Origin of the sequence: Lysinibacillus sp. ACHW1.5, assembly GCF_022014815.1 — a bacterium.
In the GTDB taxonomy this organism is placed as follows: domain Bacteria; phylum Bacillota; class Bacilli; order Bacillales_A; family Planococcaceae; genus Lysinibacillus; species Lysinibacillus capsici.
This window is the reverse complement of sequence record NZ_CP091777.1, coordinates 1,113,798-1,131,434: the sequence shown is the minus strand read 5'-3', so window position 1 is coordinate 1,131,434 and position 17,637 is coordinate 1,113,798. Positions and strand designations below refer to the sequence as shown.

General features: G+C 37.6%; 16 protein-coding genes. All 16 read right to left on the bottom strand.

Going from position 1 to position 17,637, the window contains the following annotated elements; genetic code table 11:
- Positions 1-30: 30 nt before the first annotated feature.
- Positions 31-732, bottom strand: a complete 702-nt coding sequence (locus L6W14_RS05235; protein WP_131521861.1) for a CpsD/CapB family tyrosine-protein kinase — start codon at positions 730-732, stop codon at positions 31-33.
- On the bottom strand, positions 732-1,460 hold the full coding sequence (locus L6W14_RS05230) for a YveK family protein (RefSeq protein WP_131521862.1): 729 nt from the start codon (positions 1,458-1,460) through the stop codon (positions 732-734). The genes L6W14_RS05235 and L6W14_RS05230 overlap by 1 nt, the downstream gene beginning before the upstream one ends.
- Before the next feature lie 229 nt (positions 1,461-1,689).
- Positions 1,690-3,249 (bottom strand): ribonuclease Y, encoded by a 1,560-nt coding sequence (gene rny, locus L6W14_RS05225; protein ID WP_004224930.1) that lies wholly within the window; start codon positions 3,247-3,249, stop codon positions 1,690-1,692.
- A 515-nt stretch (positions 3,250-3,764) separates the two neighbouring features.
- Positions 3,765-4,829: a recombinase RecA gene (recA, locus tag L6W14_RS05220; protein ID WP_016992835.1), complete on the bottom strand. Its 1,065-nt coding sequence runs from the start codon at positions 4,827-4,829 to the stop codon at positions 3,765-3,767.
- 161 nt (positions 4,830-4,990) lie between these two features.
- On the bottom strand, positions 4,991-6,250 hold the full coding sequence (locus L6W14_RS05215; protein WP_131521863.1) for a competence/damage-inducible protein A: 1,260 nt from the start codon (positions 6,248-6,250) through the stop codon (positions 4,991-4,993).
- A gap of 17 nt (positions 6,251-6,267) precedes the next feature.
- Positions 6,268-6,846: a CDP-diacylglycerol--glycerol-3-phosphate 3-phosphatidyltransferase gene (gene pgsA / locus L6W14_RS05210; protein WP_004224936.1), complete on the bottom strand. Its 579-nt coding sequence runs from the start codon at positions 6,844-6,846 to the stop codon at positions 6,268-6,270.
- Between the two features lie 47 nt (positions 6,847-6,893).
- Positions 6,894-7,823, bottom strand: a complete 930-nt coding sequence (locus L6W14_RS05205) for a helix-turn-helix domain-containing protein (RefSeq protein ID WP_193767401.1) — start codon at positions 7,821-7,823, stop codon at positions 6,894-6,896.
- Between the two features lie 16 nt (positions 7,824-7,839).
- A complete protein-coding gene (locus tag L6W14_RS05200) occupies positions 7,840-8,625 on the bottom strand; it encodes a DUF3388 domain-containing protein (protein WP_026023397.1) in 786 nt (261 codons plus the stop codon).
- 216 nt (positions 8,626-8,841) lie between these two features.
- On the bottom strand, positions 8,842-9,099 hold the full coding sequence (locus L6W14_RS05195; RefSeq protein WP_004224939.1) for a DUF3243 domain-containing protein: 258 nt from the start codon (positions 9,097-9,099) through the stop codon (positions 8,842-8,844).
- Between the two features lie 45 nt (positions 9,100-9,144).
- Positions 9,145-9,873: an elongation factor P 5-aminopentanone reductase gene (gene ymfI, locus L6W14_RS05190; RefSeq protein ID WP_131521865.1), complete on the bottom strand. Its 729-nt coding sequence runs from the start codon at positions 9,871-9,873 to the stop codon at positions 9,145-9,147.
- On the bottom strand, positions 9,870-11,171 hold the full coding sequence (yfmH, locus tag L6W14_RS05185; RefSeq protein WP_131521866.1) for an EF-P 5-aminopentanol modification-associated protein YfmH: 1,302 nt from the start codon (positions 11,169-11,171) through the stop codon (positions 9,870-9,872). The genes ymfI and yfmH overlap by 4 nt, the downstream gene beginning before the upstream one ends.
- Positions 11,168-12,439: an EF-P 5-aminopentanol modification-associated protein YfmF gene (yfmF, locus tag L6W14_RS05180; RefSeq protein WP_131521867.1), complete on the bottom strand. Its 1,272-nt coding sequence runs from the start codon at positions 12,437-12,439 to the stop codon at positions 11,168-11,170. The genes yfmH and yfmF overlap by 4 nt, the downstream gene beginning before the upstream one ends.
- Positions 12,440-12,610: 171 nt before the next feature.
- Positions 12,611-13,570: an ABC transporter permease gene (locus tag L6W14_RS05175; protein ID WP_048391533.1), complete on the bottom strand. Its 960-nt coding sequence runs from the start codon at positions 13,568-13,570 to the stop codon at positions 12,611-12,613.
- 1 nt (position 13,571) lies between these two features.
- Positions 13,572-14,618, bottom strand: a complete 1,047-nt coding sequence (locus L6W14_RS05170; RefSeq protein WP_131521868.1) for an ABC transporter permease — start codon at positions 14,616-14,618, stop codon at positions 13,572-13,574.
- Positions 14,618-16,165: an ABC transporter ATP-binding protein gene (locus tag L6W14_RS05165; protein WP_054550535.1), complete on the bottom strand. Its 1,548-nt coding sequence runs from the start codon at positions 16,163-16,165 to the stop codon at positions 14,618-14,620. Before L6W14_RS05165 ends, L6W14_RS05170 begins: the two co-directional genes overlap by 1 nt.
- Before the next feature lie 376 nt (positions 16,166-16,541).
- Positions 16,542-17,627 (bottom strand): BMP family lipoprotein, encoded by a 1,086-nt coding sequence (locus L6W14_RS05160; protein ID WP_048391537.1) that lies wholly within the window; start codon positions 17,625-17,627, stop codon positions 16,542-16,544.
- Positions 17,628-17,637 lie beyond the last annotated feature (10 nt).

Below are 17,637 nucleotides of genomic sequence, written 5' to 3'. Positions count from 1 at the left end.
GTACTTCACTTCCCTGTCTAGGTACTTGAATTAACGATAATATTGCTCATAATATTGATGGAGTGGCATTTTATAGTTATTTAATACTACGCCCAAAATATTTGCTTTTGAGGCTTCAAGGCTTGACTTTGCTTTTAGCACACTTTCATATTCTGCAACTCCACTGTTCACAATTAATAATGTACCATCACATTTATTGGACAAAATTTGAGCATCTGTTACAGATAATAGGGGTGGCGCATCAAAAATAATGATGTCAAACTCTTTCTTTAGTTCCTCAATTACACTCCCCATTAAGGTAGAAGCTAGTAACTCTGCTGGATTGGGGGGAATAGGCCCACTTGTCAAGACATATAGATTAGCAATATCTGTATTATTGACGACTTCGGAAATTGTAAAATGTCTTGTTAGTAAATTTGATAGTCCTCTAGCATTTTGCAATAGAAACGTATAATGCATTGTTGGTTTTCGTAAATCTGCATCTACGATGACGACCCGTTTTCCTTCTTGTGCGAAAACAACACCTATATTGGCTGCATTGGTTGACTTTCCTTCACCTGGTGTTGCAGATGTTACTAATATTGTTTTAATCTCTCTATCAGGCATTGAAAAAGTAATATTTGTTCGGATTGTTCGAAATTGTTCAGAAATAAAAGAATGGTCATTTGCAATCGTCACAAGTTTTCGTGCCATTTTCACTAACTTCTTCTTTTTCTTTTTTTTCCAAAACATTATGATCCTCTCCTCGTTTTACGAGATTTTATCCTAGTGCTTTTATTGTGAGCATCACTTATTTGACTAATCAAGCCAATAATCGGTAGTCCTATTAGCTCCTCAATATCTTGCTCAGTCTTGATTGTAGTATCTAAGCTCTCTATTATGATTATGAGAGCAGCACTTAAAACAAAACCAATAAACGAGGCTGCTACTATATAAAGGGTTTTATTTGGCGCAATCGGTACAGGTTCCTTATCTAATTGTGCAACTGACAAAATATTAACATTATCAACCGTCATTAAAACTTGGATCTCCTCTTGAAACACATCTGCTATTGTATTGGCAATTTCGACAGCCAACCCTGCTTGCTTGTCTACAACATTAATATTGACAACTTGTGAGTTATTGGCACTAGATACAGTAATTTGATCCATTAAAACTTCAGGTGTGACATCCAAATCTAGCCTATTTATAACTTTAGATAAAATAGCAGAACTTGTTATGATAATATTATACGTATTAATAAGTCGGAGATCTGTTTCAACCTGTTGTACACCTAAATGTGGTTGTTCTATATTTTTTTGATTAACTAAAATTTGCGTTTCTGCCTCATAGGTAGGTTTTAACACAAAGATGCTAATAAAGCCCGTAACCAACGCTGCAAAAAGTGTAAAACTTATGATAAAAAGAAAGTTTTCTCGGACTATTTTCAATATATCTTGTAATGTGATTGTTTCTTTCAATGCTCTTCACTCCTTGTCAAAACATAAAACAGTTGTAAAAATGGAGTATAACCTAGGCTGGTTAATTTTTAAAAAGGTATTCATGTTGAGGCTAGTTCACTATGCTTTATTCCATACTATATTGTTGGAATCATCCATTTATTCTTACTGGGTAGATCACATCGAATTTTATTCACATACAAAAAGGCATCCCCTGACCTTGGTCAAGGGATGCCTATTATTTTATTATTTATTTCGCGTATTCCACAGCACGTGTTTCGCGAATGACTGTTACTTTAATATGACCTGGGTAATCGAGTTCTTCCTCAATACGTTTGCGAATATCACGCGCAAGACGATGAGATGCTAAATCATCAATTTTTTCAGGTTGTACAATAATACGAATTTCACGTCCAGCTTGAATCGCATAAGATTTTTCTACGCCATCATAGCTTTCTGAAATTTCCTCTAACTTTTCAAGTCTGCGGATATAGTTTTCAAGTGTTTCACTACGTGCACCTGGACGAGCTGCTGATAATGCATCAGCTGCAGCGACTAATACCGCAATAACAGATGTTGCTTCAGTATCACCATGATGCGAAGCAATACTATTAATAACAACTGGGTGTTCCTTATACTTTGTTGCTAATTCCACACCAATTTCAACGTGGCTTCCTTCAACTTCATGATCGATTGCTTTTCCAATATCATGTAATAAGCCCGCACGACGAGCCAATGCTACATCTTCACCAAGTTCAGCAGCAAGTAATCCTGCTAAATGTGCGACTTCAATTGAATGTTTTAGGACATTTTGTCCATAGCTTGTACGATATTTCATGCGGCCTAAAATTTTCATTAAATCTGGATGTAAGTTATGAATACCAATTTCAAATGTAGTTTGCTCACCTGTTTCGCGGATTTGTTCATCCACTTCACGTCGAGCTTTTTCCACCATTTCCTCAATACGAGCTGGGTGAATACGACCATCCTGTACAAGTTTTTCAAGTGCAAGTCGAGCTGTTTCACGGCGAATTGGATCAAAGCCTGATAATATAACCGCTTCTGGCGTATCATCAATAATTAAATCAATTCCTGTTAACGTTTCCAATGTACGGATATTACGGCCTTCGCGACCAATAATACGTCCCTTCATTTCATCATTTGGCAAGTTCACAACAGATACAGTTGTTTCTGCTACGTGATCTGCAGCAAAGCGTTGTAGTGCTAATGATAAAATTTCACGTGCTTTTTTATCTGAGTCTTCTTTCGCACGTGTTTCAGCTTCTTTCGTCATCACAGCAATATCAGTTGATAACTCTTTTTCTACTTCATTGAGGATAATTGATTTAGCTTCATCCCTAGTTAAAGCAGAAATTCGTTCTAGCTCTGTTTTTTGTGATGCCATGAGCTCGTCCACTTTGCTCTCCATCTGTTCAATATGCTGTTGTCTTTCAGCTAGAGCTTGTTCTTTGCGCTCTAAGCCAGCTTCTCTCTTATTTAGAGCATCATCTTTGCGATCAAGATTCTCTTCTCTTTGCAATAAACGGTTCTCTTGTTTTTGAAGTTCTAAACGACGTTCACGAATGTCATTTTCAGCTTCAGTACGAAATTTGTGAGTTTCATCTTTGGCTTCAAGTAGTGCTTCTTTCTTCATTGCCTCCGCTTCTCGTTTTCCTTCTTCAACGATTGTTTCAGCGACATGTTTAGCACCAGTGATTTTTGAGTCATTCACTTTTTTCATGTAGATATAGCTAACAGCGGCACCAACGATGAGTCCAAGCAAAGCGGAGATGATAGTAATTCCATCCATATGAACACCTCCTCTTGCTATTTGGGTATTACAGTTTCAGTCGGCGCATACATCTATGTCGCCTTAGCTAAAATGCACCAGATTTTGTTAGAATTTATGCAAAACCCGTTTCATTGGCCAAAGGCATTATCTTCATCCAGTAGGCGTTTAGACATCCATTTTAAAGGATATTTCACTATAAAACATTTGCTAAATGAGGATAAAATGTACTGCCTATTTAAAGTCATAATTCAGAAATTATACATATTTAATTGTATAGCTAGCCTCAGGCTCTGTCAAGGATAGTCAGGCATCTGTTCGCCACCTTAGCCAAAAAAAGTAAGTCCTATCCATTCAGTGAATTTTTCCCCTATTACTATTTCACTAGAAAATTTTTTATGTTAAAAACAATTAGTAAAAAAACAGTACATAAGAAATAAACACATAGCCTCTCTCTTATTATGTGTAAAAATTTAAGAATATAGACAAAAAAATGCATTGCCCCCTCAATAAAGTGGGAACAATGCAATCATTAATTATTCTTCTTCCAGAAGTAACATTAATTCTTCATCCATCTCTTCTTCATCATCATGGGCAGCAATTGTATAAGAAGAAGCCGCAATACCATAAGAAGCTCGGATTTTATTTGCTATGTCTTCTAGGACAGCAGTATTTTCTTTTAAATACTGTTTAGCATTTTCTCGTCCTTGACCTAAGCGCTCATCGCCATATGCATACCAAGAACCACTTTTTTGTACAATGTCTAATTCTACGCCTAAATCGACTGTTTCGCCTTCTTTAGAAATTCCTTCTCCATACATAATATCTACTTCAGCTGTACGGAAAGGTGGTGCTACTTTATTTTTAACAATCTTAATTTTAGTACGGTTACCAACAATATCATTACCTTGTTTAATAGCTTCTGCACGACGCACTTCTAAACGAACAGAGCTGTAGAATTTAAGCGCACGTCCACCTGGTGTTGTTTCTGGATTACCAAACATGACACCAATTTTTTCACGAACTTGGTTAATGAAAATAGCAATCGTTTTTGATTTATTAATCGCACCAGAAAGTTTACGTAAAGCTTGAGACATTAGACGTGCTTGTAAGCCGACATGAGAGTCACCCATATCCCCTTCAATTTCAGCTTTTGGCACTAAGGCAGCAACAGAGTCAATGACGATAATATCAATAGCACCACTGCGCACTAATGCTTCTGCGATTTCAAGTGCTTGCTCACCTGTGTCGGGTTGTGATAATAATAGCTCATCAATATTGACACCTAATTTTTGCGCATAGATCGGGTCTAATGCATGCTCAGCGTCGATAAATGCTGCTTGTCCACCTGTTGCTTGTACTTCAGCAATGGCATGTAGAGCAACAGTTGTTTTACCAGATGATTCTGGACCGTATACTTCAATAATACGTCCACGTGGATATCCACCCACTCCTAATGCAGCATCAAGTGCAAGTGAACCACTTGAAGATGTCGCAATTTCTAAATCGGTTTTTTCACCGAGTTTCATAATGGAACCTTTACCAAAATTCTTTTCAATTTGCTTTAGAGCCTGTTCTAAGGCTGCTTTACGATCACTCATTCATTTTCCTCCTTCGAAAACTGTTCACTGTTTTTATCTATCTCTACTATACTTGTTTTTGAGAAAACACGCAAGAAAAAAGCGAACATTTATTCGATTTTCCTTCAAAATAAAAATTTGGATAGTTTTCCTCTACCCAAATTCCTATGTTTTACTCTATTTTAATAACGTTTTGCGTAGCCACGTTCTTCTAAAAGCTGCATTAAATAATGACATGTAAATTTCACCGCACGGAGTCGATTCGTATTTCGCATGCCTGATAAATGAAGTAAATATGTAAGCGGCTCCTCATCATTTATAGCAATACCAATCCAAACCGTACCTACTGGCTGATGATCATGCGCAGTGGGACCTGCTTCTCCTGTAAGGCCAATCCCAATATTTGTAGCAAATTTCTCACGAACAGCACTTGCCATTGCCGCTGCACACTCAGCACTCACAACACCATGTGTATCAATTAAATCTTGTGAAATGCCTAGCTGTTTTACTTTCGCATCTGCTGCATAGGTAACAACGCCTCCTATAAGTGCATTGCCTACCCCTGGAATTTCCGCAAGTTCAGATTGAAATAAACCAGCAGTTAAACTTTCAGCAGCCGCAATCGTTAGCTCATTATCCAGTAGCATTTCTACCGTTTTTGAGGCAAGGGAATCATCATCTACACCATATTGATAATCACCAACAAGTGCTTGTATTTCTGCAACCTTTGCCTTAATAAGCTGGTCAGCTTGTTGCTCTGTTGCGGCTTTAGCTGTTACGCGTAACGTTACCTCACCATCAGAAGCAAGTGGAGCAACTGTTGGATTGGTTTGTGCATCTAAAATAGTTTGAACTTGTACTTCAAGCTCGGCCTCACCAATTCCATAAAATCGCATAACATGTGATGCAATGATCCCTCCATCATTAAGCATCGCAGCAAGTTTAGGTTTAGCCTCAAATTGAAACATTGGTTCTAACTCTTTTGGAGGTCCTGGTAATAAAATATAAGTGCGATCATTTTTTGTGAAGATCATACCTGGAGCCATTCCATGGTGATTAGCTAATACCTCACTCCCAGCTAAAATTAATGCCTGTTTACGATTATTCTCCGTCATTGGACGTCCTCGTTTAGCAAAAAATTGCTCAATATACGTCAATGCTACTTCATCAAACTCAAGAGAAACACCAAGATGACGTGCAATCGTTTCCTTCGTTAAATCATCTTTTGTCGGACCAAGTCCTCCCGAAAAAATAATGAGATCTGCACGAGACTCTGCCACTTCGATAGCTTGTTCTAAACGCTTTGCATTATCGCCTACTACGGTATGATAAAAAACGTTGATGCCAAGCTCGGATAGCTGGCTTGAGATAAATCTCGCATTTGTATTCGTAATTTGACCTAATAATAGTTCTGAGCCAACCGCAAGAATTTCAGCATTCATGAACCCCAAGACCTTTCTTATTTAGACTCAAGTAATACACGTCGATTTAGATAGAAATAATCCCATCCTGACCAAAGTGTAAAGAACAATGCAACATAGAGCATGATTGTATCAAATGGAATACCAACCAATGTAAAGATTGTATTGTGTAAAAGAGCAGCAGCAATCGCTACAATTTGTGCCCAAGTTTTAATTTTACCAAGCTGATTGGCAGCTACGACTTCTCCTCCACCTGCCAAAATCAAACGTAAACCCGTTACAGCAAATTCACGACTAATAATAATGATAATTACCCAAGCAGGTGCCATCTTAAGCTCGACCATTAAAATAAAGGCTGCTGAGACAAGTAACTTGTCAGCTAAGGGATCTAAAAATTTCCCAAATGTCGTTACAAGATTATACTTACGTGCGTAATAACCATCCACCCAATCGGTTGTTGAAGCAAAGATAAAAATAAGTGCGCCTATAAAATGATGGATTGGCATCTCTGCACCAAAAAGTGATAATGTTCCCCAGCCAAAATCAAACATCATAACAATGACAAAGAATGGAATAAGTAAGATTCGAGAGATGGTAATTTTATTTGGAATGTTCATTTTTCTAACACCTTTCATGATGAAAGAAAGTAGTCATCATGTGATGACTACTGTTCTTTATTGAAATTGATGACGATATTTTGCGTTACAATTTGTTGTGCATACGTTAGAAGTTCGTCATTAATATAGATTTTAGCTTGCGTTGAATTACCGAGACGAATACGAACATAGTTTTGTGTTGAGGCGTCAAATTCAACTACTTCCCCGGCATTATAGACACGCGTATCTGTTAATATTTCTTGTTGCTGTTGATTGCGAATACCAACAAATGTAGGGCCTGATACTTCGATTTTTAGTTTCATTGTATCCGTACCTGTTAACGTATAAGAAGTTGTCGCACCATCTGCTTCAACAGTACCTGCGGAAATTGTTTGCTTCATCTCTTCAGTTTGATCAGTGTCATCTTCATCAGTTGGTGTTTCTTCTGTAGAGCTTTTATCTTCTTTATCATTTTTCTGTGCATCTTTATTTTCTTGTTCTTTTTTATCCTTCTCACTATCAATTGGCTTGACATTTGTGTCATATTCAATTTCAGGAGTAGAAGTGTTTTCCTCGCTTGTCCCTGGACTGTTTTTTGATTGCCATAGCACCCAGATAACCACAATAATCACTACAATAAATAAAGCAACAATGATTTTGGGCATAGCCTCCATCATTTTATTCGAAGGGCCTTTCGTTACTTTTCTTCTGCTAGGACTATTCGTTATTGATTGATTTACTTGATCGTTTGGAGTGCTCGGTAGTTCATTTTTATATGTCTCTAAAATTTCTTCCGCGTCCAAACCAACCGCTTCTGCATATTGTTTAATAAAAGCTCTTACATAAAACGAACCAGGCATAATGGAATAATTGCCCTCTTCAATTCCTACTAAATAACGTTTTTGGATTTTCGTTATTTCTTGTAAATCGTCTAAGCTGTAGCCTTTAGACAGTCTCGCCTCTTTCAGTCGAGTCCCTAATTCTGCCACTAATAACACCTACTTTAACATCAAATTAAAAATTAAATCCTCCAAAAGAATCGGATTCGGACATATGATTTTTTTCCATTATTTCATAAGTAATTTCTTCATCAGTGTGATGACGCAGTTCAATAATATAATCAAAATCCTCTATTTTATATTCTGAATGCTGAACAAACATATCTGGATGCTCTACAACTTTGATACAAGGCATATTCATCATTTCACGCACTAATTGCAAATGTTTCTCATCGGATGAACGTCGAGTCACAATACCATCTAGAATAAAAATATTGTTACGACTAAATTCATCTCCCACAAGCTTATTACGAACTGTTTGCTTAATCATTGTAGATGATAAAAAGATCCATTTTTTATTGGCACAGACACTGGCGGCTACTATGGATTCAGTTTTTCCAACACGTGGCATGCCACGAATACCAATCAGCTTATGTCCCTCTTTTTTAAAGAGTTCTGCCATAAAGTCGACTAAAATACCTAGTTCATCTCTTACGAAATGGAATGTGTTTTTTTCATCTGCATCTCGAGGAATATAACGACCATGCCTAATGGCTAAACGGTCACGAAGTTTTGGTTGTCGAAATTTGGTTACGTTAATATGTTCCATTGTCGAAACAATTGTACGAAAACGTTCAATTGCCTCATCATTGTCTGTATGCACTAACATACCACGTCGATCCTCATCTACACCATTTATTGATATAATATTGACACGAAGCATCCCTAAAAGTGAAGCAATATCTCCTAATAATCCAGGGCGATTCACCTGAATTTCATATTCAAAGTACCAATCGCTCAACACACTCGTTCCCTTCCTATTAGTTAACGTAAAAAATCCTTTATAAGTTCCATCATAGCTGATTTTTTATGTAATGGAAAGTTAGAATACATGGAATTACAGCGTTATTTACTAATTTTTTTTGATGACTGTTAAATAGGCTTACATACGTTCCCGTTTTCACAGATAAAAAGTTTATAGTATAGCAAAAAGAGGAGATTGGCTCTCCTCTTTTATTTACTGCACATGCTTATTTTGTACGAGCTTAATGACACAATTCGCTAATGCATGTTTTTCATCTTCAGAGGCAACGCCCCATAAATCCGACAGCACTCGCTCTTGTTCGTTTTTAGGGTCGACATTAGTCGCCAAATATTCCCCAATTTGGACAGCAGCCGTTTGAATCATTTTCTTAGGCATACCGCTTGATTCAGCTTGCATAACGTTTTGTCCTAAAAACGATGTCCATTTTTGCCAGTTTTCTAAAATGGTCATATTCTTCCTCCTCCTTTACACAAGTAGTATGTGCAAAAGAGATTATTATATGTACCAACCTCCATTTAATCGTACGATTTGTCCTGTCACATAATCAGCTTTACCAGACAAATAAAAACGTACCATTTCAGCCACATCCTTTGTTTGTCCAATGGAGCCTAGTGGGATATCGTCCAAAATGTATTGAAGCTCTTCTTGATTTAGATGGCTGTTCATTGAGGTATTTATAAAGCCAGGAGCAATAGCATTCACTCTAATCCGAGATAATGCCGCTTCTTTTGCATAGGATTTAACAAAAGCATGCTGCGCACCCTTAACAGTTGCATAAAGTGCCTCCCCCGCTGAGCCAGCCTCTCCCCAAATGGAACCTATAAATAGTACATAGCTCACTTTATGCTTGCGAAGTTTTCCAGAAAGTAAAGCTGTCAGTCTCATAGGATTTTGAACATGAACACGCCATAAAGCATCCATATCCTCCACTGTCGTATCTTCGAGCAAGGAATAATGGGCTTGTCCATTGGCAAAAACAATAGCCTGTACATTAAAAATTTGTGCAGCTACCATTTCTGCTCCATAAACAATTGAAAAATCCCCCTGTACAAGCATAAATTCTTGTGCAGGGAAATTTTCGGAAAGCTTTACACATAACCTCTGTGCCGCATTTTGATTGTTTGAATAATGTACATAGATGGACCAGCCATCCTCAGCTAAGCTTTGACAAATGGCATGACCGATATCACCTGATGCACCTAAAACAAGGGCAAATTTTTTCACTGTGCATCCTGCTTACTTGGCAGAATTTTAAAGACTGTTTGCTGTGTTTCACCTTGGATAGAAGCAAATGCTTTTTGTAAATCCTCCACGGTTAATGTCTCAAGTATTGGTACTACATCAAATAAATTCATGTCATTAAAGGAATATCGTGTGAATTGGTTTGCGATAAACTCGATCGAATTTAATGCACGTAGGAAGAATCCAATTTTTTTGCGTTTTATACGCTCCAAACCAGCACGATCAAATTGGCTATTTCCTTCATATTTTGTTAATTCGTCCATAATCGTTTTTGCCAATTTATCTGGCTCTGCTGAATCTGATCCGATCATGGCAAACCCAAAGCCATTTTCTAAAGTAAAATCAAAAGCATATGTCTCATCAATTAAACCTTCCTCGTAAACACGCTCATAAAAATCAGAGGTACGCCCAAAAATAAGTTCAAGTGCAATTTGAACCGACAACTCATGCTTTAACATATCCTGACCTGATAAATTAGTGTCTTTCGCTTTTAAACCTACATAAATTTTTGGTTTTTGAACATCCATATTTAATGTACGTTCTTTAATGGCTACCTCTGTTGGTTCTTTATCAAAGAAACGTTGAATTGGCGTTGGTTCTGGGAATTCTTTTTTACCCTGATTCTCACGAATAAACGTCATCATTTCTTCTGGTTCAACAGCACCAATCACAAATAACAACATATTCGAAGGATGATAAAACGTATTGTAGCACGTATATAAGTGCTCCGCTGTAATGCCATCAATCGATTCTATTGTACCTGCGATATCAATTTTTACAGGATGATGATGATACATATTTTCGATTGTGCCAAAGTATAGACGCCAGTCTGGTTGATCATCATACATTGTAATTTCTTGCCCAATAATTCCTTTTTCTTTATTGACAGTAGCTTCTGTAAAGTATGGTTCTTGGACAAAATTCAATAAAGTTTCTGTACTTTTATAAATATTGTCAGTAGATGAAAATAAATAAGCTGTACGCGTAAACGATGTAAATGCATTCGCAGAAGCACCATATTCGCTAAATTTTTGGAAAACGTCTCCATCCTCTTTTTCGAACATTTTATGCTCTAAAAAGTGTGCAATACCATCTGGTACAGAAATACTTTCTGTTTCACCAATTGGCACGAACGTACGATCGACAGAGCCGTACTTTGTTGTAAATGTAACAAATGTTTTAGAAAAGCCCTTTTTCGGCAATATATAAACATCTAAGCCATTGTCTAGTTTTTCATAATAAAGTGTTTCATCTAATTGTTTAAATTCTATTGTTTTCATTGTGCGGCTTGCTCCTTTCCACATAAGAAATAGACCGCTTCAAGCTGCACTTGCTTTGCCATTGCAACAACATCTTCTTTTGTCACAGCTTTCCACTTATTTGCCCAGGCCTGAACTGAGAATTCCTCAGGTAAATCCTTATATTGATCAAAAATTTCAATTTGACCTCGTGCCGAATCTAAGGATTCTTTTAGCTGATTTGTCAGCATAGCCTTTGTTTGCTCCAGCTCTAAATCTGTAATGTCTCCAGCCTGCATGACGGCAAGTTGTTCTTTAATTAAAGATAGCGCTTTTTCTTCATTTTTAGCTTCAATCCCAGATACAACAAATACAAGTCCATAATGCGAAGCATAGGAACTAGAAGCATAATAAGCAAGACTCTCTTTTTCACGAACATTCATAAACAACTTGGCATGTGGATAGCCACCAAAAATGCCATTAAAAATTTGCATCTTAGAGAAATCTGCATCACCAAATCTAACAGGTGTGCTAAAGCCAATATGAAGTTTACCTTGTTTCATTTCATGCTGTTCTCTTACATAATCATTGTCTGGATGTTGTTGTGGGAGTACTGCTGGAACTTCCTTAGGAGTACGATCCTTAAATGGTAGCGCTTTTTTTAATTTCGCAACAATTTCCTCTTCATTAATGTCTCCAGCTACATAAATATCGATTTTGTCGTTAGCTAGCATCGATTGATAAGCCTCAAATAATGAGGCAGTGGTAATCTTTTGAATTTCTTCGACACTACCATTCGCTGAAATTGATGCTGGCTCATTTGGTCTCAGGATTTGTTGTAGACGGAATTGAGCAAAGCGAGATTTATCATCAAAAATAGATTCAATACGTTGAATAACTGTCTTTTTCTCACGCTCTACAACGGATTCCTTAAAGACACCATTTTCTAGATTAGGCTCAAAAATAGCTGTATGCAATAAACCAAGGACTTCGTTTAAGACACTTGTATTCGCTAGATAATGATCATTAACAGTCTCTACATTCATAAGAACTGTATGCTCATTTCCACGCTTCGATGTATCAAAATACAAAACTGTACCATACAAGTCATCTAAAAAGCTTCGAAAAGCAGCAGTTGTCTTATATTTAGCATTACTGTGCTGCAGTACATTTGTTAATACTGTACGCTCTGATGCACTTTTAGCCGTTAATGCTCTTCTCCATTTAATTGAAAAATTTACGGTTTTAAATTGGGTCGTTTGTCGGATATGCAAATTGACACCTTTTGCAAAAGGTATTGTTTTAAACATATGAAACCCTCCTATCCTTCTTAATATAACGATGTACTACACATACTATACATGTCTATTGTCTATAATTGCAAAAGGAATCCAAAGTATGTATGGGAAAAATTAAAAATTTCGCCAATTATATAGAAAAAGGACTGAGCATAGCTTGCCCAGTCCCTTAAAATGCTTTTCTTAGCGTTTACCTTTAATATAAGGCTGTCCACTCGCTTTTGGAGCATTTGCTTTACCAATAAAGCCTGCTAAAGCAAGAATTGTTAACACATACGGTAAAATTTGTAGATACACTGCTGGAACATTTTCGATTAGCGGAATTTGATTCCCTGCAATACTTAATGTTTGTGCTAAACCGAAGAATAAGGCTGCACCTAGTGCTCCAATTGGATGCCACTTCCCGAAAATCATTGCAGCAATAGCCATGAAACCTTGACCAGCAATTGTTGCGTGTGAGAAGTCGTGTGTAATTGTTTGTGCATACACTGCACCACCAAGACCACCTAATGCCCCAGAAATCATCACGGCAATATAGCGCATTTTATTTACATTTATACCCATTGTATCTGCTGCCATTGGGTGTTCACCCACTGCACGCAAACGCAAGCCGAATGGTGTTTTATAAATGATAAACCATGCCCCGAATGCTACAGCAAACGCTAAAATAGATGTGCTATAAACATCATGGAACAGTAAACGACCGAAGAACGGAATATCCTCTAAGTAAGGAACACCAAAACGACGAATCGGTTGGTCTATCATATCTGTTTGACCTTTATCATAAATCATTTTTACTAAGAATACGGTTGCAGCTAAACCTAGTAGGTTAATAGCTACCCCTGATACCGTTTGATCGGCACGGAAAGAAATAGAAGCTACAGCATGGAAAAGTGAGAACACAGCACCAATCACAACAGCTGCTAGCATTGCTACCCAAACTGTTGCTGCCCCTAATGATGAAGCGAATTCTAAATTGACAAAAATACCAACAAAAGCACCGACAATCATTAAGCCTTCTAGCCCGATGTTGACAACACCAGAGCGTTCAGAGAATACCCCACCGATGGCCGTAAAAATCAAAGGTGTTGCATAAAGAATCGCTGAAGGGATGATGAAATATAACATTTCTAAAAAGCTCATGTTATTGTCCCTCCTTTTTCTTGCTCAGCTTTTGTAAGCCTACTCGAATAATATAGCCTGATGCAACGAAGAAGATAATCAATGCAATAATAATGGATACGATTTCTTCTGGAATACCCGCAGCATTTGGCATATTTAATGCACCATACTTTAAAGAACCAAAAAGGGATGCTCCAAACACTACCCCAAGTGGTGTATTGGCACCAAGTAACGCAACGGCGATACCGTCAAAACCAATTCCCGTAAAGCCAGGTTTAATGGATGCGTTTTGGAATGTCCCTAAAGCTTCCATCGCACCACCAAGACCTGCAAACATACCTGAAATCGTCATAGCTAAAATAATATTTTTATTAACACTCATACCTGCATAGTCAGCAGCATTTTTGTTAAAACCTACTGCTTTTAGCTCGTAGCCACGTGTTGTTTTTTCTAAAATGAACCACATCACAGCTACCATTAACAGTGCAACAATGATCCCATAGTGAAGACTTGAATTGTCTGTAAGCTCTCTTAAAAACGGAGAACGTAAAGAAGCTGACTCATGGATACGTTCTGTTTTAAAGCTGCCATCGGACAATTTTTTAATCACTGCATTTGCAATATAAAGTGCAGTGTAGTTCAGCATAATTGTCGCAATAACTTCGTGAACTTTAAATTTCGCTTTTAAGAAACCTGCAATAAAGGCCCAAAATGCACCAGCTGCAGCTGCTGCAAGCAATGCTAATGGTAAGTGAATGATTTTAGGAAGTTCAAACGCATAACCTACCCAAGCAGCGGCTAGCCAACCTAAAATTAGCTGACCTTCCACACCGATATTGAAGAGCCCTGTACGGAATGCAAATGCTACCGCAAGACCTGCTAAAATATATGGTGTAATTTGACGAATTGTGTTCCCGATTGAATATGAATCTCCAAAAATACCTGTCCAAAGAGCGATATAACCTTGCACTGGGTCATAGCCACTGACTACCATAACGATAGCCCCTACAATTAAACCGATAATGATAGAGATGATAGGAACGAGGATATTAATGACACGATTTGACATTAGTCGTTCCCCTCCTTCGCATCACGCTTTATATTTTTTTTACTTTGCCCTGCCATTAGTAAGCCTAGCTCTTGTTCAGTCGTTTCTTTCGGATTTAACTCATCGACAATTTGTCCATCATAGATAACAGCAATTCGATCCGAAACATTCATTACCTCATCTAATTCAAATGAGATTAATAAAACGGCTTTCCCTTTATCACGTTGCTCAATTAGACGAGAGTGAATGAATTCAATAGCTCCTACGTCAAGTCCACGTGTTGGTAGAGCAGCAATTAATAGATCAGGGTTACGGTCAATTTCACGACCAATAATTGCTTTTTGTTGGTTACCACCAGATAATGCACGAGCTGGTGTCATCTCTCCATTACCAGTACGCACATCATACTCTTTAATGATTTGGCGAGCTTTCTCTGACACCTTTTTATAGTCCATCACAAAGCCCTTCGCTATTGGAGATTGGTAATATGTTTGCAATGCAATATTATGACCAATTGGGAAATCTAAAACTAATCCATGCTTATGACGGTCTTGTGGAATATGTCCTACGCCTTCCTCTGTAATTTTACGAGGCTTCATGTTAGTAATATCTTTACCATTTAGCTTGACTTTACCACTTTTAATTTTGCGTAGACCTGTAATGGCTTCTATTAACTCGGATTGACCATTACCATCAATACCAGCAATACCTACGATTTCACCTTTACGAACATTTAAATTAAGACCTTTAACTTTATCAATATTTCGATAGTCTGTAACAACCAAGTTCTCAATTGCAAGCACTTCGTCAGTCGGTGTCGCATCCGTTTTTTCCGTTTTGAATTCAACCTGACGGCCAACCATCATTTCAGCAAGCTGATCAGGATTTGTGGCAGCGGTTACAACAGTGCCAATCCCTTCTCCCTTACGGATAATCGTCACTCGGTCTGAAACTTCCATAATTTCTTTTAGCTTATGCGTAATTAAAATAATGGATTTACCCTCTGCGATAAGACGGCGCATTATTTGAATTAATTCGGTAATTTCTTGCGGTGTTAATGATGCAGTTGGTTCATCAAAAATTAAAATTTCGGCACCACGATATAAGGTTTTTAATATTTCTACACGCTGTTGCATACCAACCGTGATATCCTCGATTTTGGCGTTCGGATCAACATCTAAACCATACTTTTCAGAAAGTGCTTGTACTTTCTTAGCCGCATCTTTTATATTCACAATTCCCATTTTAGTAGGCTCAGTGCCTAAAATGATATTTTCTGTTACCGTAAAGTTTTCTACCAACATAAAATGTTGATGCACCATGCCAATCCCTAAATCATTGGCAATATTCGGGTTTGTAATTTTTACAGCCTTCCCACGTACACGAATTTCGCCACCCTCTGGTTGATACAAACCAAAAAGGACGTTCATCAAAGTCGATTTACCTGCACCATTTTCACCTAGCAATGCATGAATCTCGCCTTGTTTCAGTTGGAGGGTGATATTATTATTCGCCACGAAATTACCGAATTCTTTACGGATTCCTAGCATTTCAATCACATAATCCAAATTTGTCACTCCCTTAATAGGCACTATTATTAAGTATTTTCATCTTAGCGTATAGTATCTGCTGCTACATGATGGATGGTACAGATAAGCCATACGTCCAGTAATAAATTTTCTACTAGAGGCTATATTTTATTACCGATTTAATATCCCACCTATAGAGGTAGATGTTTTGCTAAATTAATACAGGAAAGGTCATCGTTAGAAACCTTTCTTCTATTAACTTGTTACCATCATTATTCAAATCATAATTACTACCTCTATAAGGTTTCTATAAATCTAGCTAAATAGAGTATTGCGAATAATCTAAATATAACGATAGATTGAAAAATCATCATAAGGTCCTTCTAAGAGTCCCTTATGATGATCAAAAGATGAATTATTTTTCCACTTTTTCTGGAACTTTGATTTCACCCTTAGCAATTTTTTCTTTATATTCGTCGATTACTTTTTGTACATCTTCTGGAATCGCACCGCGAGAATCTGCAAGTTTAACGCCATCTTCAGCTAAACCGTAAACAAGTGTTTCTCCACCTGGGAAATCACCATTTTTCGCTCTATTTGAAATATCTACTACTGCTGTATTAACACCTTTTAACATAGAAGTTAATGTAACGTTTGTTTTATCGTCTACTTTACCCTCTTCGTATTGGTCAGCATCTACACCGATAACCCATACATCTGCATTTGGATCTTTCGCTTTACGCTCTTTTGCTTCAGAGAATACGCCGTTACCAGTTGCACCAGCAGCGTGGAAGATTACATCTACACCTGAAGAATACATGCTGTTCGCTGTAATTTTACCAAGATCCGCTTTATCAAACGCACCAGTATATTTTACTTGAATATCGATATCTGGGTTTACTGCTTTAGCCCCTTCAACGAAACCAGCGTGGAAACGGTTAATAACTGGAATATCAACGCCGCCTACGAAGCCGATTTTACCTGTTTTAGATGTTTTCGCTGCAGCAACACCTGCTAAGAAAGCACCTTCTTGCTCTTTGAACAGTACGTTTACTACGTTGTCTGCTTCTACTTCAGCATCGATTAATGCAAAGTGGTTATCTGGATTTTCAGAAGCAACTGCATCAATTGCATCAGCCATCATGAATCCGATACCAAATACTAAGTTAAAGTCACGACGAACTAAGTTGTTTAAGTTTGTTTCATAGTCAGCATCTGAAGCTGATTGTAGGTAGTCAAAACCACCATCACCTTTTGATAAATCGTGCTCTTTACCGTAAGCTTGTACACCTTCCCATGCAGATTGGTTGAATGATTTGTCATCAACGCCACCTACGTCAGTAACCATCGCTACTGAGAAAGCTTCTTCTGTGCTTTCGCCACCTGAAGCATTGTCATTTTCTTTCGCTGGCTTTTCGTCGTCTTTCGTACCACAAGCACCTAAAATAGCACTTGCCGCTAATACTGATGTTAATACTAAACCAAATTTACGTTTTTTCATTTAATTAACC